Raw genomic sequence first — 24,939 nt, forward strand, 5'->3', positions numbered from 1 at the left:
GCCCTGCCCGCATCACTCCCCGCGCGGAAAACGCTGGTTTTCCTCCAGCACGTTGAGGTCCATGTGGTTGCGCATATAGCGTTCCGAAGCCTTTTGTAGCGGCTGGTAATCCCACGGGTAATAAGCGCCGTTGCGCAACGCCTTGTAGACCACCCAGCGCCGCGCCTGGCTTTCCCGCACGGCAGCATCGAAAACAGGCAATTGCCAGCGTCGGTCGATTTCGCTGGCAAGCGATGAAAGCACGGCACTGAAAGCGGGATCGCCGGCAAGGTTGTTGCGCTCTTCCGGATCGGCTTCGAGATCGTAAAGCAGCGGCGGATCAGCCTCGCAGACAGACAGCTTGTAGCGCCCGTCACGGATGGCAACGAGCGGCGCGATCGAGCCTTCGGCTGCATATTCCATCGGCACCGGGCCGCGCTCACCGGTGCCGTGAGCCAGTGCCGCCAGATCCTCGCCATCCGTCCAGCGTTTGAGCGAGGTGATGTCTAGGCCAGCCAGACCGCAGAGCGTCGGCGTGACATCAAGCGTCGAGGCGGGCGTGTCGATCAGGGCCGGCTGCCAGCCGGGTGCGGCGATCATCAACGGCACGCGGGCGGAGCCTTCAAAGAAACACATCTTGAACCACAGTCCACGCTCGCCCAGCATGTCGCCATGGTCGGACAGGAAGAGGATGATGGTGTCCTCCTCCATCCGCGTCGCTTTCAGGACGTCGAGAATCTCGCCGACCTTCTCGTCGATATAGGAGATATTGGCGAAATAACCGCGCCGTGCCCGGCGTATCTGCTCCGGCGAAATATCGAAAGCCTCATGATCACAGGCTTCCAGCAACCGTTTCGAGTGCGGATCCTGCTCCTCGAAGGCAATCGCCGATGTCTGCGGATCAAGCGCCGGGCAATCCTCGTAGAGATCCCAGAATTTGCGCCGCGCCACATAGGGGTCGTGCGGATGGGTGAAGCTGACGGTCAGGCACCAGGGGCGGTCATCAAGCCGGCGCGACAGATCGTAGAGCTTGCGGGTGGCGTGATAGGCCACCTCGTCATCATATTCCATCTGGTTGGTGATTTCGGCGACACCCGCACCGGTGACGGAGCCGAGATTGTGATACCACCATTCGATGCGCTCGCCGGGCTTGGTATAATCAGGCGTCCAGCCGAAATCCGCCGGATAGATATCCGTCGTCAGACGCTCTTCGAAGCCATGCAGCTGGTCGGGCCCGACGAAATGCATCTTGCCTGAAAGGCCGGTGTAATAACCGGCCGCCCGCAGATGGTGCGCATAGGTCGGAATGTCGGAGGCGAATTCGGCGGCGTTGTCGTACACCCGCGTGCGGCTTGGCAATTGTCCGGACATGAAAGAAGCGCGGGCCGGCGCGCAGAGCGGGCTTGCCGTATAGGTGTTGGCGAAGCGGACAGACCGCTCCGCCAGTGCTTTCAGATGTGGTGCGTGCAGAAAATCGGCCGGACCATCGGGAAAAAACGTCCCGTTGAACTGGTCGGCCATCAGGATCAGGATATTGGGACGCGGCATTTCGACTTTCCGGCTTAGAGACCAAGCTTGCCCTTGACGGCGTCCGCACCCGGCTTGCCATCGAGCGTAGTGACACCCTGCAGCCAGCCATCCAGCGCTTTGGGATTGGCCTTCAGCCAGGCCGTCGCCGCCGCCTTTGAATCCTCGCCACCGAGAATGGAGCCCATCAGGCTGTTTTCCATGCCGATATCGAACTTCAGGTTCTTGAACAGCGTCGCCGCATTCGGGCATTGCTGCGACCAGCCGGTGCGGGCCAGTGTATAGACTTCAGCGCCGCCGAAATTCGGGCCGAAATAGGCATCGCCGCCGGAGAGGTAAGCGATATCGATCTTCTCATTCATCGGATGCGGCGCCCAGGCGAGGAAGACCACGGCCTTCTTGTCCCTGCCCGCCCGTTCCACCTGCGCCAGCATTGCCTGTTCACCGGATTCGACGAGCTGCCAGCCTTTCAGGCCGAAATCATTGGCGTCGATGATCTTCTGAATATTCTGGTTGGCCGGCGCGCCCGGCTCGATGCCATAAATCTTGCTTTCGAACTCATCGGCATGTTTGGCGAGATCGGCAAAATCCTTCACGCCCTTTTCCGCCATATAGGAAGGCACCGCCAGCGTGAACTTGGCGCCCTCAAGGTTCTTCGTCATTACCTCGGCCGCTTTCGACGCGTTCAGATCGTCGACGAAGGATTTCTGGGCCGGCATCCAGTTGCCGAGAAAGACATCGATTTCGCCATTTTTCATGGCCTGGTACCCGATCGGCACCGACAGTGTCTTGACGTCGCCTTCATAACCCAGCGCATCGAGCAGGACGGAAGCGACGCCGTTGGTGGCGGTAATGTCGGTCCAGCCGGGATCGCTGAGGCGAATGGTCTTGCAGGTGGCGTCATCGGCCGCCTGTAGCGGGGTGGAGAATGCCGCCACGGACAGAATGAGACCGGCGGCGATGCGGTGCAGATGAGAAACGGTTTTCATTGCGGCTCCCCTTTTATTAGTCCAGTTTATTGAACACCACATTGTTTTTGCCTGTGAAGCAGGTATTTTTCGATGACTGATATAAGGAAATTTAATGTCTGACCGGCCGCTCGATCTCGGATGGATGCGCATTTTCACCGATGTCGCCCGCCGCGGCAGCCTCACGGCTGCGGCGGCATCGCTGCGACTGACCCAGCCGGCCGTCAGCTATCAGATGCGCAAACTCGAGGATGAGCTGGGCGTGGCTCTTATCCGGCGCAAGCATCGCGGCATCGAACTGACGGCCGAAGGACAAAAACTGTTCGACATCGTCTCGCGTAATGTCGACGCCATCGATCTTCTCGCGCAGCAGCTGCGCCGGACGGAGGATCGGCAGACTATCCGCCTGCATACGGACTATGCCTTTTCGTCCCTGTGGCTCATCCCGCGCATGCATGGTTTTCGAGCGCTCAACCCCGACATCAATATCCAGATCGTGGCAACGCAGGACCCTCTGGGTCAGGGCAAACACGATAGCGACGTGATGATCATTTTTGGAACGCGGCAGGAAGCGGGCGACGGGGCGGTGCTGCTGCTTTCGGAGAAGGTCACGCCGGTCTGTTCCCCGGCGCTTCTGGCTGACGCAGCCGCACCCGCGAGTGTCGCGGATCTCACACGGCTGAAGCTTATCCACCTGGAAAACACCTCCCAGGCGCACTGGTTCGACTGGCCGTCCTATTTCAAGCATTTCGGCGTGCTGAGAGGGCCGGAAAACGATGGCGGCGATATCAGTTTCAACAATTACACCATGGTGGTTCAGGCAACCATCGGCGAACAGGGTTTTGCACTCGGCTGGGCCGGGCTCATCGATCCGCTGCTCGAGGCGGGCGTGCTGGTGACCGCAGGCCCAAGCCTCGACGCACCGGGCCGCGGATACTGGCTGATGCGGCCGAAAAACAGCGATAATGCGGTGAGAAAACTCACCGGCTGGCTGATCGACGAGCGGCGGTGAAGACCACACCTATCACGCAGGTACCGTCCTGTGCCGGCCAATCGGCAGCATCATCGGCTTGCCCGAAGTCGGATCCTCGATGACCCGGCTTTCGATGCCGAAGACGTGACGGACATTCTCTTCCGTCAGCACCTCTTCCGGCCTGCCGCAGACATGCAGCTTTCCGTCCCGCATGGCGACTAGATGATCGGCATAACGCGCCGCGAGATTGAGATCGTGCAGCACCATGACGATGGTGGTTTCACGCGCCTGGTTGAGGTCGGTCAGAAGATCCAGCACTTCGACCTGATGGCTGATATCGAGGAAGGTGGTCGGTTCATCCAGCAGCAATATGTCGGTTTGCTGGGCGAGCGCCATGGCGATCCAGACACGTTGCCGCTGCCCGCCGGAAAGCTCGTCCACCGGACGCTCGGCAAGTTCGACCGTATCGGTGGCGGCGAGAGCCGCGGCGACGGCCTCGTCATCCTGCCGCGACCAGCGGGCGAACAGGCCGTGATGCGGGTGCCGGCCACGGCTGACGAGATCGGCAACCACGATGCCCTCTGGCGCGATCGGCGATTGCGGCAGGAGGCCCATGCGTCTTGCGAGGTCGCGCGAAGGGAGACGATGGATCGACTTTCCATCAAGCAGAACCTGGCCGGCGCGCGGCGTGATGAGCCTCGACATGCTGCGCAGCAGGGTGGACTTGCCGCAGGCATTGGCGCCGACGATGACGGTGATCTTCCCGCGCGGGACGGTGAGGTCCAGCCCGTCGATGATGAGGTTTTCGCCATATCCGGCAGAGAGGCCGCTTACGGAAAGGGAGTGGCTGGTCATAACGAGCCTCCGCTGCGGTTGACCCGCACGATAAGGTAAATCAGATAGGGCGCGCCGAGCGCGCCCGTGACGACGCCGACCGGATAACGGCCCGGCAACAGGAACTGGCCGCAATAATCCCCCACCAGCACGAGTGCCGCTCCGACCAGAGCCGCGGGAACGAGCAACGAGCCGTTGCTGCCGACGATGCGCGCCGCAATCGGCCCGGACAGGAAAGCGACAAAGGCGATCGGCCCGGAGACCGCCGTTGCAAAGGCGATCATGCCCACGGCGGCGATGATGACGATGATGCGGGTTCGTCCCACCCGCACGCCGAGCGCTGCGGCCGCATCGTCACCCAGTCTCAGAGCTTCCAGATCACGCGCACGGCTGAGGAGCAGGCTGCCGAACAGGATGAGCGCGACGAAAAGCGGCAGCAACTGGGCGATCTTCGCGCCGTTGACGCTGCCGGTCAGCCAGCGCATTGCCTCCTGCAGCGTCCAGGCCGGCGCGACGGAGAGAATATAGGCAATGAAGCTTTCAAGCATCGCCGACACGCCGATGCCGATAAGGATCAGCCGCGTGCCAGCCACGCCATTTCGGAAGGACAGGAGGTAGACCAGAAGCGCGACACCAAGACCAGCGGCGACGGCGAAGACCGAGACCAGCGGCCCGCTCATCTGCAAAACGACGATGGCGAAAACGGCCGCGACGCTCGCGCCGGAGCTGATGCCGATGATGTCGGGGCTGGCGAGCGGGTTGCGCAGCATGATCTGGAACGCGACGCCGCCGAGCCCGAAGCTCAGACCTGCGAGAACCGAAAGCAGCGCGCGCGGCAGGCGCAACTGCCCGACGGTGAAGGTGACGCCGGCAATATCCTCCCCCAGCAGAACGCGGATGACATCACCGGGCGGCGTGAAGGATTGCCCGAGCATCAGCGTTATTGAGAAAGCGGCGATCAGGAGCGCCGACAGGGCAGCGATGACAAGGCGACGCCAGCGCTGGCGGGCGTGGCGGTTGAAGACGAGAGTTTCGATGACGGGAGCGTGCATGGTCACAATTCGCGCACCCTCTGGCGTCTGACAATCCAGATGAAGAAAGGCGCGCCGACGAGCGCGGTGACGATGCCGACATCAAGTTCGGATGGCCGCGCCACGATGCGCCCGACAATATCGGCAGCAAGCAGCAGACACGCCCCGCCAAGCGCCGAGAACGGCAGAAGCCAGCGATTGTCCACGCCAACGAGCAGGCGGCAGAGATGCGGCACCACCAGCCCGACGAAACCGATCGGCCCGCAAATGGCTGTGGCGGCACCGCAGAGCAGAATGGCGCCGAAGGAGGCCACGGCTCTGGCTGCCATGACATTCTCGCCAAGCCCGGCGGCGAGTTCGTCTCCGAGCGCCAGAGAATTCAGCTTGCGCGCCGAAAGCAGGCTGATGATGAAGCCGGCGACCAGAAAGGGCAGCACGGTCTCGATGCGTTCGAATGTCGCCCCGCCGACACCGCCGATCTGCCAGGAGCGGATGCCGCCGGCAATGTCGCTGCGCGGCAGCACGACGGCGATGACGAGCGAGGAAAAGGCGACGGAGGTGGCAGCACCCGCAAGAGCGAGTTTCAGCGGGGTCGCGCCGCCTCGCCCGAGCGAACCGACGACATACACGAAAACCGCAGACGCCCCCGCACCGGCAATTGCGGTGATGATGAAGGCCTGCGCCGTGGCGATGCCGAACCAGACGATGCCGATGACGACGGCAAGCGACGCCCCCATGTTCACACCGAGAATGCCGGGATCTGCAAGCGGATTGCGGGTGACGCCCTGCATGATGGCCCCGGCCAGCCCGAGTGCGGCCCCGGAAAGCAGGGCGAGCAGCGTGCGCGGCAGACGCACCGCAACTGCCGCTTCGGCAACCGTCTCGACGCGGCCGCTCAGCCCGCCAAGAATATCCGCAAAAGAGACGTCACGCGTGCCGATGGCGACGGAGAGCGCACAGAGCAATGCGAGAAGCGCCAGCACTGCGCCGAGCCAGGCGGTTCGCGCGCGGCTGGAGCGGCCGGCGAGCAGCACCGTCGTCGCTTTGCCGGGTCCGGATATTGTCACTTCGATTTCCCGGAGGATTTGTCGGCGGCCTTTGCCAGGAGATCGGCATAGTCCTTCAATACCCAGGAAATCGACAGCGGCGTGGGGTTTGAAGCGGTGCCGAGCGGATCGCGACCCAGCATGACGATGGCATCGTTGGCAACGGCCGGCATGCGGGCGAGAAGCGGATCGGCGCGCATGGCGTTCAGCAGCGGCTGGCTGCCATAGGTCACGACGATATCGACATCGTCAAAGGCATCCACACGCTCGGCGCTGACGCCGGCGGCGAATTGCCCCGGCTTCGTCGCCTCCACGACGCTTTTCGGCGAGTCGAGCCCCAGATCGGCGAAGAACTTCACCCGGGTGTCATTGGCCGTATAGAAATTGACGACGCTGAGATTGGTGGCGTCGAGATGGGTGACGAACATGGCCGACTTGCCCTTCAGCTGCGGGTGGCCGGCGACAACCTGCGCGATTTCGCCCTCGATGCGTTTGATGAGCGCCTCACCCTCGGCCGCCATGCCGAGCCCGGCGCTGTTCAGCCGGATCATCTCGCGCCAGTCCGTCGCCCAGGGGGAGACGGGATAGGCGACAACAGGCGCAATCTGGCTCAGCGTATCGTAGTCGGACTGGCTGAGACCGGAATAGGCGGCAAGGATGACATCCGGCTGCGTTGCCGCCACGGCCTCGAAATCGATGCCGTCGCCCTCGTCGAACAGCACCGGCTTTGCCGCATTGAGTTCGGTAAGCCGCTTCGCCACCCATGGCAGCAGGCCGTCGCCGTCATCATCGCCGAAATTGGCCGCCGCAAAACCGACGGGCACGATGCCGAGCGCCAGCGGCACCTCATGGTTCGCCCAGGCGACAGTGGCTACCCGCTGCGGTTTCTTCGCAATCGTGGTCGTGCCGAACGCATGTTTGACGACGATGGGATAGCTGGTCGTCTCCTCCGCCGCGGCCATATCAGGCGCGATCATCGACAGGAAAAGCATGAATGCCGGAACGAGGCAGCGGAACGGGCGAAGCATGGCGAAGCTCTCAAAGGTTCAAAAGTGGACTTGAACTCTCAGCTTCAAATGCCCCCGTCAAGCCCAGGCAAGAAATGCTGCCGCAACAGCGGTGAAATTTCCGGGGTTTTGTACAAAACCGCAAAAAGTTACAATACCGGACAAACTTTCTCAAGTTATTGGGCGCTTCGAGAGTGGGCCGTGAAAACGGCGATCGGGGCATCAAGGTCTGGAACATACCAATGAATATCGAAACCGAAGGCAGACACCGTAAAACCGCGCGACGTCGTTACCAGGATGCGGCCCTGCTTGCCTGCACGGCGCTTGTCGCCACCCTGCCCGGCTCCCTGTTGGCGCAGGAAGCTGCCAATACGGGCGGCAGCACGGTTCTGGAACGCATCACCATCGACAGCGGCGACAATAACCAGAAATCGATCGTTGCCACCCGCACCACGAGCGGCAGCAAGATGGCGACCGATATTCTCGACACACCTGCCGCCGTTTCCGTCATCACCGCCAAGGAAATGCAGCAGCGCGGTGTGCAGACCGTGGAAGAAGCGTTGCAATATACCGCTGGCGTGACCACGGATTTTTACGGTTCCGACGACCGTTTCGACTATTTCAAGATTCGCGGTTTCGACGCCTATACCTATCGCGATGGCCTCACCCTCGGCCGCCCCTTCGGTGCGCTGCGCGAAGAAACCTATGCCTATGAGCGGGTGGAAGTGCTGAAGGGCGGCAACTCCACCACCTTCGGCGTTTCGGATCCCGGCGGCTCGGTGAATTATTCCACCAAGGTGCCGAAACGCACCCGTTTCGGTGAGGCCTATGTGACCGGCGGCTCCTATAGCCGCGCCGAAACCGGCTTCGATTTCGGCGACAACATCACCAGCGACGACACGCTGTCCTATCGTCTGACCGGCAAGCTCAGAAATGCCGACGCGGAATATGACTATTCCCGTGACGACGAGAAATTCTTCATGGGCGGCCTGACATGGCGTCCGACCGACGTCACCAGCCTGACCGTCGTTTACGATCATCTAAACAAGGATGGCGTTCCCGGCGGCGGCGGCCATCCCGTCGGCTCGCATTTCGACCGCAGCCGCTTCTTCGGCGAACCGGACTACAATTATCGCGGCACAAACCGCAATTCGCTGAGCGTGATGTTCGACCACGATTTCGGCTCGGGTCTGACCCTGAGTTCCAACGCCCGTTACAGCAAGGCGAATACGGACTTCGGTTATGCCTATATCTCGTCGACGCCGACCAACGGTTCGACCATCGCCAACCGTTCCTATTTCGGCAACGACACCGAGACCGAAAACTTCCTGATCGATACGCGCCTGCAATATGACACGCGGTTTGAAAATGTCGAAAGCCGCAGCCTCGTCGGCATTTTTTATAACAACTATGAATCCGGCAGCAAAAGCTACTTCGGGGCTGCGCCGAGCATCAACTGGATGAACCCGGTCTATACCGGCGCGCCCTCCTCGGTGCCGCTCTACGCCAGTTCGCTGACGGACCAGAAAACCAAGGCGATCTATCTCCAGCAGGACCTGACCTTTTTCGACAGGCTCACCGTCAGCGCCGGCCTGCGCAACGACTGGATCGACACCGAGCAGACCAACCGGCTGAACAGCACGACGGCAAGCGGCGACATCAGCGAACTGACCAAGCGCATCGGCGTGTCCTACAAGGTCACCAACGAAATCGCGCCCTATATCAGCTACGCCGAATCGGTGGTGCCGGCATCGGGCCTCACCGTTGAACCGGAGCGTGGCGAGCAGATCGAACTCGGCGTGAAATACCGGCCGGATGCTTTCCCGGCCCTGTTCACCGCCTCGATTTACGATCTGAAGAAGAACAACATCACCGTCACCAGCCCGATCACCAGCCTGCCGACCACCATCGGCGAGGTGCGCGTGCGCGGCCTCGATCTTGAAGCGAAGGCAGAGGTAACAGACAATCTCAGCCTGACGGCGGCCTATTCCTATCTCGATGCGGAGATCACCGAAAACGGCACCGGCGGCAATGTTGGCAACCGGCCGCAATTCGTCCCCGAGCATCAGGCTTCACTGTGGGTCAATTATACGCTCGAAGGCAACGACCATTTCGGCGACATGACCTTCGGTCTCGGCGGCCGCTATACCGGCGCCTATTATTTCGACAATGCCAACAAGGTCGAAACCGGAAGCAGCGTGACCGTGGATGCGGCATTCAGCTACAAGATTCAGGAAACCGCCTCACTGGATGTCAATGTCTCCAACCTCTTCAACGAAAAACACGTTTCGTATGGTGGGTTCGGCGCTGACTTCTACAATCCCGGCCGGGCGTTTTCCGTGACTTTGCGAAAGACGTGGTAGCGAAAAAATATCTGATTTCAAACTATTATAAGACAATTATAATGTTTCACGTCATCCTCAGGCTTGTCCCGAGGATCCAACCACGTATCGTAAGGTCACAAGGTCGCAAATCCTCGGGACAAGCCCGAGGATGACGTCGAGCAAGATTTACGGACGCGCGGACGATTGAGTGTAGACAGCAAAGGCCACCAATTCAAAGTAGCCTATGCAAACGCCGCCAGGCGGCCGGCGTGTTGCCCACGGACTGGCGGAAAGCCTTGGTCAGATGCGCCTGATCGGAAAAGCCGAGCTGGGCGGCGATATCGGCCACAGTCAGATCGCCTTCCAGCAGAAGTTTCTGGGCGGCATTGATGCGCCGTTCCAATTGCCATTGCAGCGGCGTCTTGCCGGTGGTCTGGCGAAACACGGTGGCGAACCAGCTTTCCGAAAGCCCGACAATATCCGCCATCTCGGCAACCGTCATACGGTCATCGCCACGCTTTTCGACCTGGGCAAGAAGCTTGTTCAACTGCGCCTGCGTCAACCTGCCATTCACCTGCTCCGGTGAAGGGCCGGGAATATCCAGCAGGCCGGCAACGATGCTGCCGACGAGACTTTCCGCATAGACCGCATGTTTCGAGGGCTCCGCCAGCTCATCGACAAGTAGCCCGGCAAGGGTTTCCACCGAGCCGATATCCTGTATCTCGACCGGGCGGCGCAGCGCCGTCATCGCCGCCGAACTGCCGACCGAAGGTGACAGGAAGCGCAACAGCCGGTCCTTGTGAATATGCAGGTTGAGATGCGAGAACCGGTGCGTGGCGTTGCTGCTCGTCCACATCGGCACGCCAGCCGGCACATAAACCGCCCGCGTCATCGGCCGCGAATGGTTACTGAACTCGCCATTGCGGTTGGACATGCTGATGCGTGAAGACACATCGTTGAAAAAAATCATGATGCGCGGATCGGCAGCCAGATAATAACCTTTCGCCCCCATCTGGCTTTCCGCCTCCCAGAAAGCACTGACGAGCCCGTCCAGCTGGCGCCACTTCACCGGCGCAGTGACGCTGATCCCTTCCGTGTGCCAGGTCATGGAATGCCAGAAACTCAATGCGGGTACCGTCCGGTTGTCGGGTCTGGGTTGAGGGCTTGGAAAGACAGGCGCGCCACGCCAGTCATCGCGCTTCGCCCCAATAACATGACTTATCAATTCATGTTAATAGCAAAGATCGTTATGAAGAGAAACATCCACTGACGCGACCGCCCTGGAACCTCTGCCCAAGACACCCGTTGAACTCCTGACAGGAACGCAACAATGGAGACTATCATGGACAGCAAGAAGGAACCGGGCAACTTCGCGGACAAGAAGCGCGAAGAGAAGGGCCGCGGCGTCATCGTTGCCGGGCCGGATGCGCATGAAAATGAAAAAAGCGGCAAAGCGCCCTCGGAAAGGGCCGAAAAATCCTCTCCCAGCAAACCGGTTTCGTCTTCGGACAGGCGATAGGGCAGCACATCCCACTGCGAGCGGAATGCAGAGGCTAATAACCTCCCCTCATGCCGGATCGCGTGGTGACTGATCCAACCTCGCCAACCCACCGGCCGCAAAAACACCTCCCCGATCGCTCAGGGAGGTGCATCATCATTGAACGGTCGGCCGTTCCTTACAGAAGGTCGAAACGGTCAGCGTTCATCACCTTCGTCCAGGCGGCGACGAAATCACGCACGAATTTCTCCCTGCTGTCGTCCTGCGCATAAACTTCCGCATAGGCGCGCAGGATGGAGTTCGAACCGATGACGAGGTCCACGCGGGTCGCGGTGTACTTGGCTGCCCCGGTCTTGCGGTCACGAATCTCATAGAGATTGTTGCCGGTCGGAACCCAGGAATAGGCCATGTCCGTCAGCGTGGTGAAGAAGTCCGTCGTCAGCGCGCCGGGCTTGTCGGTGAACACGCCGTGCGCCGTCCCGGCGTAATTGGTGCCGATGACGCGCAGGCCGCCGATGAGCACGGTCAATTCCGGCGCGGTCAGGCCGAGAAGCTGTGCGCGATCCAGCAGCAGTTCTTCGGGGCTGACGACATAGTCCTTCTTGACCCAGTTGCGGAAACCATCCGCCAGCGGCTCAAGCGGAGCAAAGCTGTCGGCATCCGTCTGCTCGGCGGAAGCGTCACCACGGCCGGCCGCAAAAGGCACGGCAATGTCGAAGCCGGCCGCCTTGGCCGCCTGTTCCACACCGTAATTGCCGGCGAGAACGATCACATCCGCGATGCTCGCGCCGCTTTCACGGGCAATCTGCTCCAGAACCGAAAGCACACGGGAAAGACGGGCGGGCTCATTGCCTTCCCAGTCCTTCTGCGGTGCAAGGCGGATGCGTGCGCCATTGGCACCACCACGTTTATCCGAACCACGGAAAGTGCGCGCGCTGTCCCAGGCGGTCGAGACCAGATCGGCAACCGTCAGACCGGAGGCGGCGATCTTTGCCTTTACGGCAGCGACATCGTAGCTCGTGGAGCCTACCGGGATCGGATCCTGCCAGATCAGGTCTTCGGCCGGAACATCAGGGCCGATGTAACGCGCCTTCGGTCCCATGTCGCGATGCGTCAGCTTGAACCATGCGCGGGCGAAGACGTCCGAGAAATGATCCTGGTCGTCCTTGAACTTCAGCGAAATCTCGCGGTAGATCGGGTCGACCTTCAGGGCCATGTCGGCATCGGTCATCATCGGAATGGTGCGGATCGAGGCATCCTCGACGTCCACGGGCTTGTCTTCTTCGGCGATGGTGATCGGCGCCCATTGTGATGCACCGGCAGGGCTGTGGGTCAAGGTCCACTCATGCTTGAACAGCATGTCGAAGAAGCCGTTGTCCCACTTGGTCGGCTCGCTCGTCCAGGCACCTTCGATACCGGAAACAACCGTGTCGCGACCAATGCCGCGGCCCTTGGTGTTGATCCAGCCAAGTCCCTGAAATTCCGGGCCTGCGGCTTCCGGATCGGGGCTGAGGTTGGCGGCGCTGCCATTGCCGTGCGACTTGCCGATGGTATGGCCGCCGGCGGTGAGAGCCACGGTTTCCTCGTCATCCATACCCATGCGGGCGAAGGTCTCGCGCATCTGCGCCGCCGTTGCCAGCGGATCGGACTTGCCGTTCACACCTTCCGGGTTGACGTAGATGAGGCCCATCTGCACGGCAGCGAGCGGGTTTTCCAGCGTCTCGGGCTTGGTCACGTCGCCGTAACGGCCATCGCTCGGCGCCAGCCATTCCTTTTCGTCACCCCAATAGGTGTCCTTTTCCGGAGCCCAGATGTCTTCACGGCCGAAGGCGAAACCGAAGGTCTTCAGACCGGCGACGTCGTAGGCAATGGTGCCGGCGAGCGCGATCAGGTCTGCCCAGGAAATCTTGTTGCCGTATTTCTTCTTGATCGGCCAAAGCAGACGGCGGCCCTTGTCGGTGTTGACGTTATCAGGCCAGGAATTGAGCGGGGCAAAACGCTGGTTGCCGGTGTTGGCGCCACCACGACCGTCCGTTACGCGGTAGGAACCCGCCGCATGCCAGGTAACACGGGCCATCATGCCGACGTAGCTGCCCCAGTCGGCCGGCCACCATTCCTGGCTGTCGGTCATCAGGGCGCGCAGATCGGCCTTCAGGGCCTCGACATCGAGCGTCTTCAGGGCTTCGCGATAGTTGAAGGAGGTGCCGAGCGGATTGGTCTTGGTATCGTGCTGATGCAGGATATCGAGGTTCAGCGCATTCGGCCACCATTCGGTCACCGATTTACCCGAGGCCGTGTTGCCTCCATGCATGACGGGACACTTGCCAGCCGGTTTTGAAGTTGCGTCCATTTCGCCCTCCGATGGGTTTAGCAATTAAACAAATTATCAGTTCGACATGTGCAGCATTCCGAGCCAGAGGCAGCGGCAGGTCATCAAGGACTCTGCTGCGACGCCGGTGATCGTTCACAGCTACAGCTTCTTTCTGTCATGAAGATGACTAACAGCCGGGTTCCATAATTTCCAATTGTATATTCTAAAGGCTGCGATATGCTGAGCTTATGATTTCGCTCTCCATGAAACATCTCCGTTATTTCGATGCGCTGGCCAAGATCGGCCATTTCGGGCGTGCGGCGGAAGCCTGTGCCATCTCCCAGCCTGCACTATCTTTGCAGATACGGGAACTGGAGGAATTAATCGGTGCGCCGCTCGTCGAACGCGGCAGCCGCCAGATCAGGCTGACGGCGCTTGGTGAGGAATTTGCCGAACGCACCCGGGCCATCCTGCGTTCGGTGGACGAGTTGCAGGATCTGGCGCGCGCGGGGCATGGCCCTCTCAGCGGTCGCCTGCGCATCGGTGTTATTCCCACCGTTGCGCCCTATCTTTTGCCACAGGTGATCAAGACGCTGACCCGGCATTATCCCGGACTGGAGGCGCGCCCGCGCGAAGCGGTAACGCAGAAGCTCATCGAAGACCTTCTCGAAGCCCGACTCGACATGGCAATCGTCGCGTTGCCCGTTTCGGAACCCGCGCTGGAAGAAGTGCCGCTGTTTTCGGAGGAATTCATTCTGGTGCGGCCGATGGAGGATGCGGGCATGCCGGTGCCGAGCGCCGACAAGCTGGGTGAAATGCGCCTGCTATTGCTGGAGGAAGGCCATTGTTTCCGCAACCAGGCGCTTTCCTTCTGCAGCACGACCAATGCGCCGCCGCGCGTGCTGATGGAGGGCTCTTCGCTCTCCACCCTCGTACAGATGGTCGGCGCCGGCATCGGCGTCACGCTCATTCCGCAGATGGCGGTCGATATGGAAACACGGCAATCCACCGTTTCGGTATTCCGGCTTGCGGAACCGCGCCCGTCGCGCACCATCGGCATGGTCTGGCGCAAGAGCAACCCGCTCTCGGCGCAGTTCGCCCATATCGCGGAGATCGTCCGCGAATGCGGCCTTCAGAAGCTCGGTCTCGCGGCATAGGCACTTGGTTCGGACGATCGCGCGCGCCGTAACGCACGCAATCTACACATAAAGCGGCTGGCCTATCGCGCCGCGACTTTCGCGTACCCGTCGTCGGTCCATTGCGGCGGCGCGCCGAACTTGTCGGCCACCATGCCCTTCAAGCCACGTGACCGGCCATAGGCATCGCACTCGACATATTTCGGTTTTCCGCCCAGAGCCGACCGGATTCGATGGCCAGAGGGAATAGAGAGGTTCAGACCGTCGGAAACCTTGCCTGACACCAGAATACGCGCAAAATAATTGGAGAAATCGTCGGCGAGCCCGTAGGCATCGCCGATCTCCGACACTCGGGCCTTACCGGTAATGGAGTTCGCGCCCTTGGACCAGACGGCCGCCGCGCGCTGGACGCCGCTGCTATCCACCGCCTCGGCCTCGACGGCCAGCCCGCCGAGCCCGAATGGGAGACGCGGCACGCTGACCGGCAGGACGAAGCCGCTGCCGAGTGTCACGGCCGTTGATACCCCGGCCATGGTCTTGTCGGTTGGCACCAGATCGGTGATGACCGTGCGCACTGTCATATCCGCCGGCTGGCCAAGGGCGGCGATCCGGTATTTATCGCTGAGCGCCACGCAGATGGCGCGATCCAGTGCATTCGAAACAAGGGCACGATCCCTTTCCGATGTGACCCGCGACGAGGCGGCGAAGGAGAAGGTGGTCGGGACGATGGCGACGGTCTTGACCCCGGCCAGCCCGGTGGCGTCCACGAAGGTTCGCGATTTGGTGAACTTTCCCTTGGCCGGGCTGAGCTGCGCATAGGAGGTGAGCGTGCCACCTTCTTTCAGCGGCACGGAGGTGCAGCTGGACATGAGGATGGCGAAGGGCAAGGTGGCGAAGGCGACACCGCGGCTGCGGGAGGCCTTGTCGCCGGAACCCCGGGCAAACAGATTCCACTGTTGTTTCACTGCACGTACTCCGGTTGGGATGATTGATCCTGTGCCCCACACGGTACGACAGCTAAAATTGCGGCAACATTACAATCACCCGCCTCTGGACAGCGCGCAACGCAACGATCAGAAACGTAACCGGAAGGTGCTTCCGAAGGCGCTGCTATCCAGAAAGATTCGCCCGTTATGGTTGGCGACGATCTGCTTGACGAGGCTGAGGCCAAGCCCTGCCCCGGTGCTGCGCGGTGTGATGCGGTAAAAGGGCTCGAAAATCCGTTCCCGCTGGTCTTCGGCTATCCCCTGCCCCTCATCGGAAATCGCGATCTCACCATTGGCGAGAACCGAGATATGGATCATCCCCCTGTTCCCACCATAATCGATGGCATTGCGCACGATGTTGCTGATCGCACGCGGCAGGGTGAAGGGGTCGCCCATCACCTCATATCGCGCGATCTGCGTGTCGAAGGAGATGTCATAACCCGCCGAAAGCGCAAGCGGGGCGAGATCGGCGACGACGGTGCGGGTCATCTCGACGAGCTCCACCGGCTCGCGCCTGTCGTTCACCTGATCGTTTCTTTCGAAGGCGAGAAGCTGTTCCGTAGTCTCGCCAAGCCGCGCAACATCCTCCATCAGGCGTTGCTGTTCCGGCCCCGGCAAGCCCTCTATCCGGGTCTGCATGATCGCAATCGGCGTTCTCAGCTCATGCGCCGCATCGATGAGAAAACGCTGGCGCGCTCGAAACTGCTCTTCCAGCCGTTCGAGGATGCTGTTGAAGGCAAGGATCAGCGGAACCACCTCGCGTGGCACATCCTCGACGGGAAGCTTTGAACCCGGCCGCCGCGGATCGATCTCGGGGGCCTTTTTGACGACAGAACTGAGGCCGGAAAGCGCCTGGCGCACGATGCGGGGAACCGAGAAGAACACGGCGGGCAGGATGACAGCCAGCAGGGGAACGTAAATCTTGTAGGTTCCGGCAAGAAGTGTCAGGAACTGCCCGCCTACATGCGTCGTTCCGCCGAACATGACCCTCACCGAACCCCATTTCGTTTCCATGCTTTCGACCAGGGCGACCTCGACGATGCCTTTTCCTCCGCGAATATCGGCATCCGTCATCAGATGTAGATACCGCGACAATTCCTCATAAACGGTAGGCACGGCGCCGTAGGTCGCCACCCGCCCATCCAGCGTGGAAGCCACGAACCACAGCGTTGAGTTCTCCGCCTTCAGGGCCTGCAATGCCGGGCCATCGGTAATGACCAATCCCTTTTGCGGATCGAGCGAAAGCGACTCATCAAGTGTGGCCGAGAGGTCGTCCCAGAGCGCAATATTGGGGGAAAGCATCATCACGCCGTAAAAGCAGAGCCCGATGATGACCACGGCAATCATGGCAGAGACGACGACGCTGAGCTGCCAGCTCAGTTTCCACCACAAGGACGGGTTGGACGTGCCCTGCGCTTTCATGCTTCTTCCTTCAACAGATAACCGATGCCACGAATATTATGCACGCCGACGCCTGCGGACGCATCGAGCAGGCGTTTTCGCAGCCGCGATATATGCGCGTCGAGCGCATTGGACTGGATCTCCTCCTCGTAATTGTAAACGGCTGCCTCGAGCGTGGAGCGCAGCACGGATTTGCCCTTGCGTTTCGCCAGCGCGATGAGAACCGCAAGCTCGCGCCTTGGCAGATCGAAGGGAACCGAATTGATCGTGACGCTGAGATGGAGCGGATCGATGACGATGCGGCCTGCGGTGATCTGGGCCGGCGCAAGATTTGCCGGCCTCCTCAGAACCGCGCGCACCCGCGCCAGCAGCTCGCCGACGAGAAACGGCTTGCCAAGATAATCGTCGGCGCCGCCGTCCAGCCCCGCGATCCGCTCTTCCGGCTCGTTCATTGCCGTCAACAGAATGATCGGCGTGTCGATGCCAGCGCGGCGCAGCTGCGGAATGAAGGAGAGCCCTTCCCCATCAGGCAGGCGACGGTCGAGCAGGATGGCGTCATAGACGTGTTGACGCGTCAGCTCCATCGCATCGCCGAGCCACATCGTGTGGTCGATGACGATCCCCTGCTTGCCGAGCGTCGCCGTCAGCGCATCCGCCATTTCCTTTTCGTCTTCGATCAACAGAAGTCTCATGCGTCACCGTCCCTTCGCCTTCCGTTTTCTGCCAGAAAGGTTGCGGCAGTATTGCGGCGAAGAAGACGCCAGAGCATTTACAACCAGGATCCATAACGGTTTCACCTCTGGAAAATGCATAAAAACAGAGCTTTGGAGCATTAGACGGTTCCGTTTAGGCAGGCGCGCCCCGGAGGGTAATGCTGCTGCAATTATGGATGCCTATCCAGAAACCATCCGCCTCGACAGAGGCAATGCGACCGCCTGAGCGGCGGTCCCGGGATGGAAAGGATTTCAGTATGTGGGTGAAGAGAACCATCAAGGCGGGGATCGCGCTTGCAGGTTGCGTTCTCGTTGTCACCGCTCTCGATCCGGCGCGCGGCAGCGTCGATGCGAATGAGCGTGTCAAAGGCATCGTGAACGGGCTCGTCGAAACCGCTTCGATGAGCCCCGCAGGCACGCCGTTCGAACTGACGGCCGCGGAAACGGCAAAGATCGGTACGCGCGCGATGGTGGAGCGGCTTGGCATCAGCGGCGAGCTTCAGCCGATCACCCGCGTGGTGATCCGCGCCCGTGAAGCCGGCAAGATCGTCGAAATGAATGTCCGCGACGGAGATGCCGTGCAGGCGGGCAAGCTGCTCGTGCGTTTCGAAACCGACGAGCTGCAATCGACGCTTTTACTGCGGCAGAGCGACCGAGATGCGGCCGAGGCCGAACTGATGCTGGCGATGCAGGCCCTGACGAGAACCGAACAGCTTGCCCTGAAAAACATCGCTTCGACGGAACAGCTCGACAAGGCGAAAAGCGATGTCGCGGTGAAGACGGCAAGGCTCCAGAGCCTTTCGGCGCAGGCGGATATCGCCCGCCTCGCCCTTCGCAACGCCGAAATCCGCGCGCCCTTCAGCGGCACCGTCACCCGGCGGCTGGCCGAGGCGGGATCGCGTGTCGGTGCGGATGGCGAGCTTCTCACACTGGTCGATACCAGCGTGCTGGAAGCGAAGGTTCTTGTCGCCACCCGCGACATACCACGCGTGGCGCTCGGCCAGACGGCGGAACTGGAAATTGACGGCCTTGGCGGCCAGATCGTCAAAGGCGCGGTGGACCGCATCAGCCCGGTTGCCGAAGACGGCACCCGTTTTGTCGCCGTCTATCTGCGGCTTGCCAATCGTGACGGCCGGCTGTGGGGCGGAATGTTCGCCAGCGGATCGATCCTCCTGCGTGAAAAGAACGATGCGCTTGTCGTTCCCGCAATCGCGCTGCGCAAGGACGAGACGGGTTACCATGTGCTGAAGGTGGAGGATGGCCATCTTCGCCGCCAGACGGTCGCAGTCGGAGCGCGCTGGAACGATGGCAGTCTGGTCGAGATTGCCGCCGGCCTGAAGAATGGCGAGACCATCCTCACCGCACCGCTTCCCGAACTGGGGCCTGACATGGCCGTCACCGTCGACAAGGCAGGCTGAAATGTTCTTGACCCGCATATCCGTTACCCACCCTGTTTTTGCCACCATGATGATGGTGGCGCTTCTGGTCATGGGCGCCTTCTCGCTGCAGCGGCTTGGGCTGGACCAATATCCCAATGTCGACGTTCCCGTGGTGGTCGTCGTCACCTCTTATCCGGGCGCGACGCCGGAGACGGTGGAGACCGAGGTGACACGCCCGGTCGAGGATGCGCTGAACGCCATTGGCGGCCTCGACGAGGTCACGTCCACCTCCTATGAGGGACGGTCCGTCGTCGTCGCGAAATTCAAGCTCGAGGTGCAGAGTTCGGCCGCCGCGCAGGAGGTCCGCGACAAGATCGCCGCCATCGAGGCGAATTTTCCGGAAGACGCCAAAAAGCCCGTCATATCGAGGTTCGACCCCGCCGCCGAGCCGGTCCTGTCGGTTGCGATCAGCTCGACATCGCTCGATGTACCCGCACTCACCACCCTTGCCGACCAGAAGGTGGTGCGGCAGCTGACGACCGTTACCGGCGTCGGCCAGGCAACGCTGGTTGGCGCCCGCAAACGGCAGATCGATGTGATGATCGACGAGACGCGCATGCGCGCCCTTGGAATAGGCATTAACGAGGTGGTGAACGCGCTGCGCGCCGGCAACAGCAACAGCCCGGCCGGAAGCGTCGTCGATCCCCTTTCCGAACGGACGATCCAGGTGCAGGGCCGCATCGAGGAACCGCAGGCGCTGCTGGACATGGTCGTGGCAAGGCGCGGCGGCGCGGCCGTCGAGCTTCGCGATGTCGCGAGGCTTTCGGAAGGGGCAGCCGATGCCGAAAGCCGCGCCCTCTATAATGGCCAGACGGCGCTGGCGATCGACATCGTCAAGGTTCAGGACGCCAATACCGTTCAGGTGGCGACGGATGTGAGAAAGCGCCTCGATGCGCTCAACACCGAGCTCGCCCCGCAGAACGTGCAGCTGCGTATCGTCACGGATTCATCGATACCCATTCGCGAATCCGTCAGCCAGGTACAGACGACGCTGATCGAAGGTGCGGCGCTCGCCGTCGCCATCGTCTTCCTGTTCCTCAATTCCTGGCGCAGCACGGTGATTACCGGGCTGACGCTGCCGATCGCCATCATCGGCACGCTCGCGGTGATCGATTTCCTCGGTTTCACGCTCAATACGCTCAGCCTGCTGGCGCTGACGCTTTCCATCGGCATTCTCGTGGATGACGCCATCGTGGTGCGCGAAAACATCACCCGCCATCTCCATATGGGCAAATCCCACCTGCGCGCAGCCCTCGACGGCACCAATGAAATCGGGCTTGCGGTCATCGCGACAACGGCGACAATCGTGGCGGTCTTCCTGCCGGTTGCCTTCATGGATGGCATCGTCGGCCGGTTTTTCTACGAATTCGGCGTCACCGTCTCCGCCGCCGTGCTGATCTCGCTTTTCGTCGCCTTCACACTCGATCCGATGTTATCAAGCGTCTGGTACGATCCGGACGCCCAACCCGATGCAAAACGCGGTCCGATAGGCCGACTGATCGCGCGTTTCGACCGCGGCTTCGAATGGATGGCCGGTCAGTATCGCCGCGCCATCGGCTGGACCCTGCGGCACCGGCTCGTCACCCTGCTTGTCACATCGGGCATCTTTATCGTCAGCCTGTTCATGGTGCCGCTGGTCGGCACGGAATTCGTTCCAAATGCCGATGAGGGCCGCTTCCAGGTCAACATCACCGCGCCGGTCGGCTCCTCGCTGGACTATACGACAACCAAGGTACGGCAGGTCGAGAAGGCGCTGAGGGAATTTCCCGAGGTCGAGATGCTTTATTCCACCATCAACACCGGCGGCGCCGCCGGCAAACATCGCGCCGCCATATTGGTGGGGCTGGCGCCGCTCGATATGCGAAGCCGAACCCCGCTCTCCCTTGCCGAGCCGGTTCGCAAGCGCCTGTCGGCCATACCTGGCATTGAGGTCACGATCCTGCAGAACGGCCTTGGCGGCGGCGAAAGCCCGGTACAGCTGAGCATCCTCGGCGACGACCGGGCTGTTCTTGAAAAAATCGCCGCCGGCCTGGTCGAAGACATGAAAAAAATTCCGGGCCTCGTGGATGTGACCTCCAGTGCGAAGGATGTAACCTCTGTCCTGTCGGTACGCCTGAAGCCTGCGGCGGCGAGCGATCTCGGCATTGCCCGCTCCGATCTTGCCACGGCACTCTCCCCCCTTATCGGCGGGGAGGATGTGTCGAAATGGACGGATACGGACGGCAATACGTACGATATCGTCATCCGCCTGCCGGCCGAGCGGCGGTCCGACCTGGCAAGTCTCGGAGAATTGATGATCGCAACCGGTCGCACGGCAGCGAACGGTGCACCGCTGATGGTGCGTCTCGATCAAGTTGCCGATATCGGCATCATGCCGGCCCCCGCCGAAATCCGCCGCATCGACAATCGCCGCGAGATACTGGTTTCGGCCAATATTGCCGGCCGCACGCTTGGCGACGTGACGGAGACCCTGCAGGGCCTGACCGCCGGTCTTGATCTGCCGAACGGCTATCGCATCCGCTTCGGCGGCGACGCCGAAACCATGCAGGAAACCGTCGGCCATATGGTCACGGCGCTCAGCATGGCCGTCATCTTCATCTACATCGTGCTCGCCTCGCAGTTCGGCAGCTTCTTGCAACCGCTCGCCATCATGGCGTCGCTGCCGCTGTCGCTCGTCGGCGTCCTCATCGGGTTGATGATCGCCGGCAGCACGATCAACATGTTCTCGCTGATCGGCTTCATCATGCTGATGGGCCTCGTGACCAAAAACGGCATCCTGCTGGTAGATTTCGCCAATCGTGAGCGGCGGCGAGGGCTTTCGCTGAACGAAGCGCTCGAGAATGCGGGCGTCATCCGCTTCCGTCCGATCATCATGACGACGCTTGCGATGATCTTCGGCATGATCCCGCTCGGCCTGGCCGTCGGCGGCGGTGGCGCGCAGCGCGCGCCGATGGCCCATGCGGTGGTTGGCGGCCTCATCAGTTCCACGCTGCTGACCCTGATCGTGGTGCCGACCATCCTGTCCTATCTGGACAGCATCATCAGGCGTTTCGCCCGCCTGTTACCGAAAGCGCCGGATGAAACGGGGCATTCTAACCATGAGGCGCAACCTTCCCAAAAGCAGCCGGCCTGACAAGGTCGGCTAGACACCAATCCGGCTGACAACGGGAAGGCGACACCGCCTTCCCGTCATTCCGAATGGTGCCCCTGTCGTCATCTCAGCAAAAGAATCGCAGCCGGGCCCGCCAGAAGCAAAGCGATGGCGATAATCGGATGGAGATAACGCAATAAGAAGCGGAGAACGGGACGACGTAAATTCATGCAACGGCTCCTGATGACAATCATCAGGCAAGGGTGGGCATGTCCTATTGCGGTGGCATTACAGTACCGGCTGCAGGAAGGAATGCCGGGCAGATGCGGTTACGGTCTCTCGCCGCTCTGGCGTTTCTTTTTCCCCTTTGGCCGGAAATCGACCAACAGTGATTTCAGTTCGATATCGCGAACGCGTCTTGCCGCCTCGTCAGGGCGCACCCATTCCAGCAGGCGTTCACCGTGCTCCTTGAAGGTCGCGTCCGTTTCCGTCACCTCTATCTGGAAGACGTCGACCATGCAGGGAACGACATCGCCATTGTCGAGCATCTTGAGATAGGTATAGCGGCCCACCGCATCCTTCTTCACCCGGCCACGCACGCCCGCCTCCTCCCACGCTTCGATCGCCGCCGCCTGATGCGGCTTCTTGCGCTTCATCGGCCAGCCGCGCGGAATGATCCAGCGCTGACTGGTGCGGGACGTGACGAGGAGGATTTCGACATCCACGCTATTGTCGGCATAACGGAAACAGAGCGCGGCATATTGCTGCCGGAAAGCACCGGTGAAGAGCTTTTCGGGAACCGCAGCCAGCTGCTGGAGCAGTGTGAGTGGACGGGCCGGACGGGTTTTCCGGCGTTTCTTGGAAGATTTCATATCCGTTGATAGTGCTGATTTTCCGGGTTGCATCAATGCCCCGCGTGCATTTATGACAGTTTTATGACAATCACCCCCCACAACTGATAAAGCGCCATTGAGGGCCAATTCGCATGATGAGTATTTTTCGCAAGCTGATGCCGCGCGAGGACCGTTTCTTCGACATGTTCAGCAAACATTCCGAAACCGTCATCAAAGCGGCTGAAGCCCTTGACCAACTTTTGAGCGGCGTCGACGTCGAGAAGAACTGCGACCTCATCGTCGCCCTCGAGCATCAGGCGGATGACATCACCCGCGAGGTGCTGCTTGCGGTCAGGCGGAGCTTCATCACTCCCTTTGACCGTGGCGACATCAAGGACCTCATCCAGTCCATGGATGACGCCATCGACATGATGCACAAGACCGTCAAGACCATCCGCCTGTTCGAACAGAGCGAATTCGACCCGCTGATGAAGGAGATGGGCCACGAGATCGTACGCGCGGCGGGCCTGATTGCAGAAGCCATTCCGCTTCTCAACAAGGTCGGCACGAATGCGCATCGCCTCTCGGCCATCGCCGAAGAGGTAACCCGCGTCGAAGGCCGCTCCGACGAGCTTCACGACCTGGGTCTGAAGGACCTCTTCCGCCGGCATGGCGCGAGCGGCGATGCCATGGCCTATATGATCGGCAGCGAAATCTACGGCGAACTCGAAAAGGTCGTCGACCGCTTCGAGGATGTGGCCAACGAGATCAGCGGCATCGTGATCGAGAACGTCTGATGGATGTCGCGCTTGCCCTGCCGCTGCTCGTCGGCCTTATCGCCATCGCGCTGTTCTTCGATTTCCTGAACGGTTTGCATGACGCCGCCAATTCCATCGCCACCATCGTCTCCACCCGGGTGCTGCGGCCGCAATATGCGGTCGCCTGGGCGGCCTTCTTCAATTTCATCGCTTTCCTGTTCTTCGGCCTGCATGTGGCGGAAACGCTCGGCACCGGCATCATCGATCCGGCCATTGTGTCACCGCAGGTCATCTTCGCGGCACTGATCGGCGCGATCGTCTGGAACATCGTCACCTGGATTTTCGGCATTCCCTCCAGCTCCTCGCATGCGCTGATCGGCGGCCTCGTCGGTGCAGGTTTCGCCAAGGTGGGCTTTAATTCCATCGTCTGGTCGGGCCTGCTGAAGACCGTGGGGGCGATCTTCATGTCGCCGGCCATCGGCTTTTTCCTGGCGCTCGTTCTCGTGCTTGCCGTGTCGTGGCTGTTCGTGCGGCAGACGCCCTTTGCGGTCGACCGCACCTTCCGCGTCATGCAGTTCATCTCCGCCTCGCTTTATTCGCTGGGGCACGGCGGCAATGACGCGCAGAAGACCATGGGCATCATCGCCGTGCTGCTTTTCAGCCAGGGGCATCTCGGCGAAAGCTTCTACGTGCCCTTCTGGGTGGTGATTTCCTGCCAGTCGGCCATGGCGCTCGGCACGCTCTTCGGCGGCTGGCGTATTGTCCATACGATGGGATCGAAAATCACCCGGCTGAACCCGATGCAGGGTTTCTGCGCCGAAACCGGCGGCGCGCTGACGCTGTTCGGCGCAACATGGCTCGGCATTCCGGTCTCCACCACCCACACGATCACCGGCGCCATCATCGGTGTCGGCGCTGCACGCCGTGTCTCGGCGGTGCGCTGGGGGCTTGCCGGCAATATCGTCATCGCCTGGATCGTGACCATGCCGGCAGCCGCACTGATCTCCGCTGCCGTTTACGGGCTGACCTCGCTGTTCTGATAGCTCCAATGCTGTCCCGATTTGCCGCACCTACCGGAACAAAA

Annotated in this window: 20 protein-coding genes; 8 read left to right on the plus strand and 12 right to left on the minus strand. The window is 61.1% G+C overall.

The genetic code is table 11. The features are described 5' to 3' along the window. Positions 1–12: 12 nt before the first annotated feature. Together betC and DA915_RS17975 are read right to left on the minus strand one after the other, a co-directional pair. Positions 13–1,527, minus strand: a complete 1,515-nt coding sequence (betC, locus tag DA915_RS17970) for a choline-sulfatase (RefSeq protein WP_107676800.1) — start codon at positions 1,525–1,527, stop codon at positions 13–15. 14 nt (positions 1,528–1,541) lie between these two features. Then, positions 1,542–2,495, minus strand: a complete 954-nt coding sequence (locus DA915_RS17975) for a choline ABC transporter substrate-binding protein (RefSeq protein ID WP_107676801.1) — start codon at positions 2,493–2,495, stop codon at positions 1,542–1,544. Positions 2,496–2,589: 94 nt separating this feature from the next. Between DA915_RS17975 and DA915_RS17980 the strand changes: the two genes are divergently transcribed. Continuing rightward, a complete protein-coding gene (locus DA915_RS17980; RefSeq protein ID WP_107676802.1) occupies positions 2,590–3,486 on the plus strand; it encodes a LysR family transcriptional regulator in 897 nt (298 codons plus the stop codon). A 12-nt stretch (positions 3,487–3,498) separates the two neighbouring features. On the opposite strand, the gene DA915_RS17985 is transcribed toward DA915_RS17980, so the two are convergent. From DA915_RS17985 to DA915_RS18000, 4 genes are read right to left on the minus strand one after another with little or no spacing between them, the layout of a single operon-like run. Continuing rightward, on the minus strand, positions 3,499–4,302 hold the full coding sequence (locus DA915_RS17985) for an ABC transporter ATP-binding protein (RefSeq protein ID WP_107676803.1): 804 nt from the start codon (positions 4,300–4,302) through the stop codon (positions 3,499–3,501). Beyond that, complete coding sequence (locus DA915_RS17990) at positions 4,299–5,333, minus strand: iron chelate uptake ABC transporter family permease subunit (RefSeq protein ID WP_107676804.1); 1,035 nt, start codon at positions 5,331–5,333, stop codon at positions 4,299–4,301. Before DA915_RS17990 ends, DA915_RS17985 begins: the two co-directional genes overlap by 4 nt. A gap of 2 nt (positions 5,334–5,335) precedes the next feature. After that, complete coding sequence (locus tag DA915_RS17995) at positions 5,336–6,379, minus strand: iron ABC transporter permease (protein WP_107676805.1); 1,044 nt, start codon at positions 6,377–6,379, stop codon at positions 5,336–5,338. Further along, positions 6,376–7,386 carry an iron-siderophore ABC transporter substrate-binding protein gene (locus tag DA915_RS18000; RefSeq protein WP_107676806.1) on the minus strand — a complete coding sequence of 337 codons (1,011 nt, stop codon included), beginning with the start codon at positions 7,384–7,386 and terminating at the stop codon, positions 6,376–6,378. Before DA915_RS18000 ends, DA915_RS17995 begins: the two co-directional genes overlap by 4 nt. 221 nt (positions 7,387–7,607) lie before the next feature. Here DA915_RS18000 and DA915_RS18005 point away from each other — a divergent pair, with 221 nt between their 5' ends. Then, positions 7,608–9,728 (plus strand): TonB-dependent siderophore receptor, encoded by a 2,121-nt coding sequence (locus DA915_RS18005; RefSeq protein WP_107676807.1) that lies wholly within the window; start codon positions 7,608–7,610, stop codon positions 9,726–9,728. Positions 9,729–9,921: 193 nt separating this feature from the next. Here DA915_RS18005 and DA915_RS18010 read toward each other — a convergent pair whose 3' ends face one another. Then, positions 9,922–10,815: an AraC family transcriptional regulator gene (locus tag DA915_RS18010; protein WP_202864251.1), complete on the minus strand. Its 894-nt coding sequence runs from the start codon at positions 10,813–10,815 to the stop codon at positions 9,922–9,924. Between the two features lie 216 nt (positions 10,816–11,031). On the opposite strand from DA915_RS18010, the gene DA915_RS18015 reads away from it, so the two are divergent. Continuing rightward, a complete protein-coding gene (locus tag DA915_RS18015; protein ID WP_107676809.1) occupies positions 11,032–11,208 on the plus strand; it encodes a hypothetical protein in 177 nt (58 codons plus the stop codon). A gap of 157 nt (positions 11,209–11,365) precedes the next feature. On the opposite strand, the gene katG is transcribed toward DA915_RS18015, so the two are convergent. After that, on the minus strand, positions 11,366–13,537 hold the full coding sequence (katG, locus tag DA915_RS18020; protein WP_087746966.1) for a catalase/peroxidase HPI: 2,172 nt from the start codon (positions 13,535–13,537) through the stop codon (positions 11,366–11,368). A 209-nt stretch (positions 13,538–13,746) separates the two neighbouring features. Here katG and DA915_RS18025 point away from each other — a divergent pair, with 209 nt between their 5' ends. Further along, a complete protein-coding gene (locus DA915_RS18025; protein WP_107676810.1) occupies positions 13,747–14,655 on the plus strand; it encodes a hydrogen peroxide-inducible genes activator in 909 nt (302 codons plus the stop codon). Between the two features lie 62 nt (positions 14,656–14,717). On the opposite strand, the gene DA915_RS18030 is transcribed toward DA915_RS18025, so the two are convergent. From DA915_RS18030 to DA915_RS18040, 3 genes are all read right to left on the minus strand, one after another. After that, entirely contained in the window at positions 14,718–15,599 is an 882-nt protein-coding gene (locus DA915_RS18030) for a DUF3313 domain-containing protein (RefSeq protein ID WP_107676811.1), read from the minus strand. Between the two features lie 108 nt (positions 15,600–15,707). Next, complete coding sequence (locus DA915_RS18035; protein WP_107676812.1) at positions 15,708–17,042, minus strand: HAMP domain-containing sensor histidine kinase; 1,335 nt, start codon at positions 17,040–17,042, stop codon at positions 15,708–15,710. Beyond that, a complete protein-coding gene (locus tag DA915_RS18040) occupies positions 17,039–17,713 on the minus strand; it encodes a response regulator transcription factor (protein ID WP_020009793.1) in 675 nt (224 codons plus the stop codon). Before DA915_RS18040 ends, DA915_RS18035 begins: the two co-directional genes overlap by 4 nt. Before the next feature lie 278 nt (positions 17,714–17,991). Between DA915_RS18040 and DA915_RS18045 the strand changes: the two genes are divergently transcribed. Both DA915_RS18045 and DA915_RS18050 read left to right on the plus strand, forming a co-directional pair. Further along, positions 17,992–19,152 (plus strand): efflux RND transporter periplasmic adaptor subunit, encoded by a 1,161-nt coding sequence (locus DA915_RS18045; RefSeq protein WP_107676813.1) that lies wholly within the window; start codon positions 17,992–17,994, stop codon positions 19,150–19,152. A gap of 1 nt (position 19,153) precedes the next feature. Next, positions 19,154–22,306, plus strand: coding sequence for an efflux RND transporter permease subunit (locus tag DA915_RS18050; protein WP_107676814.1), 3,153 nt, complete (start codon positions 19,154–19,156; stop codon positions 22,304–22,306). A 287-nt stretch (positions 22,307–22,593) separates the two neighbouring features. Here DA915_RS18050 and DA915_RS18055 read toward each other — a convergent pair whose 3' ends face one another. Continuing rightward, positions 22,594–23,136 carry an NUDIX hydrolase gene (locus DA915_RS18055; protein WP_003505606.1) on the minus strand — a complete coding sequence of 181 codons (543 nt, stop codon included), beginning with the start codon at positions 23,134–23,136 and terminating at the stop codon, positions 22,594–22,596. Between the two features lie 113 nt (positions 23,137–23,249). Here DA915_RS18055 and DA915_RS18060 point away from each other — a divergent pair, with 113 nt between their 5' ends. Both DA915_RS18060 and DA915_RS18065 read left to right on the plus strand, forming a co-directional pair. Beyond that, complete coding sequence (locus DA915_RS18060; RefSeq protein ID WP_107676815.1) at positions 23,250–23,894, plus strand: DUF47 domain-containing protein; 645 nt, start codon at positions 23,250–23,252, stop codon at positions 23,892–23,894. Continuing rightward, positions 23,894–24,895, plus strand: a complete 1,002-nt coding sequence (locus DA915_RS18065) for an inorganic phosphate transporter (RefSeq protein ID WP_003505604.1) — start codon at positions 23,894–23,896, stop codon at positions 24,893–24,895. Before DA915_RS18060 ends, DA915_RS18065 begins: the two co-directional genes overlap by 1 nt. Positions 24,896–24,939 lie beyond the last annotated feature (44 nt).

It is taken from the genome of Agrobacterium sp. LAD9, assembly GCF_003031125.1.
In the GTDB taxonomy this organism is placed as follows: Bacteria; Pseudomonadota; Alphaproteobacteria; order Rhizobiales; family Rhizobiaceae; genus Agrobacterium; species Agrobacterium radiobacter.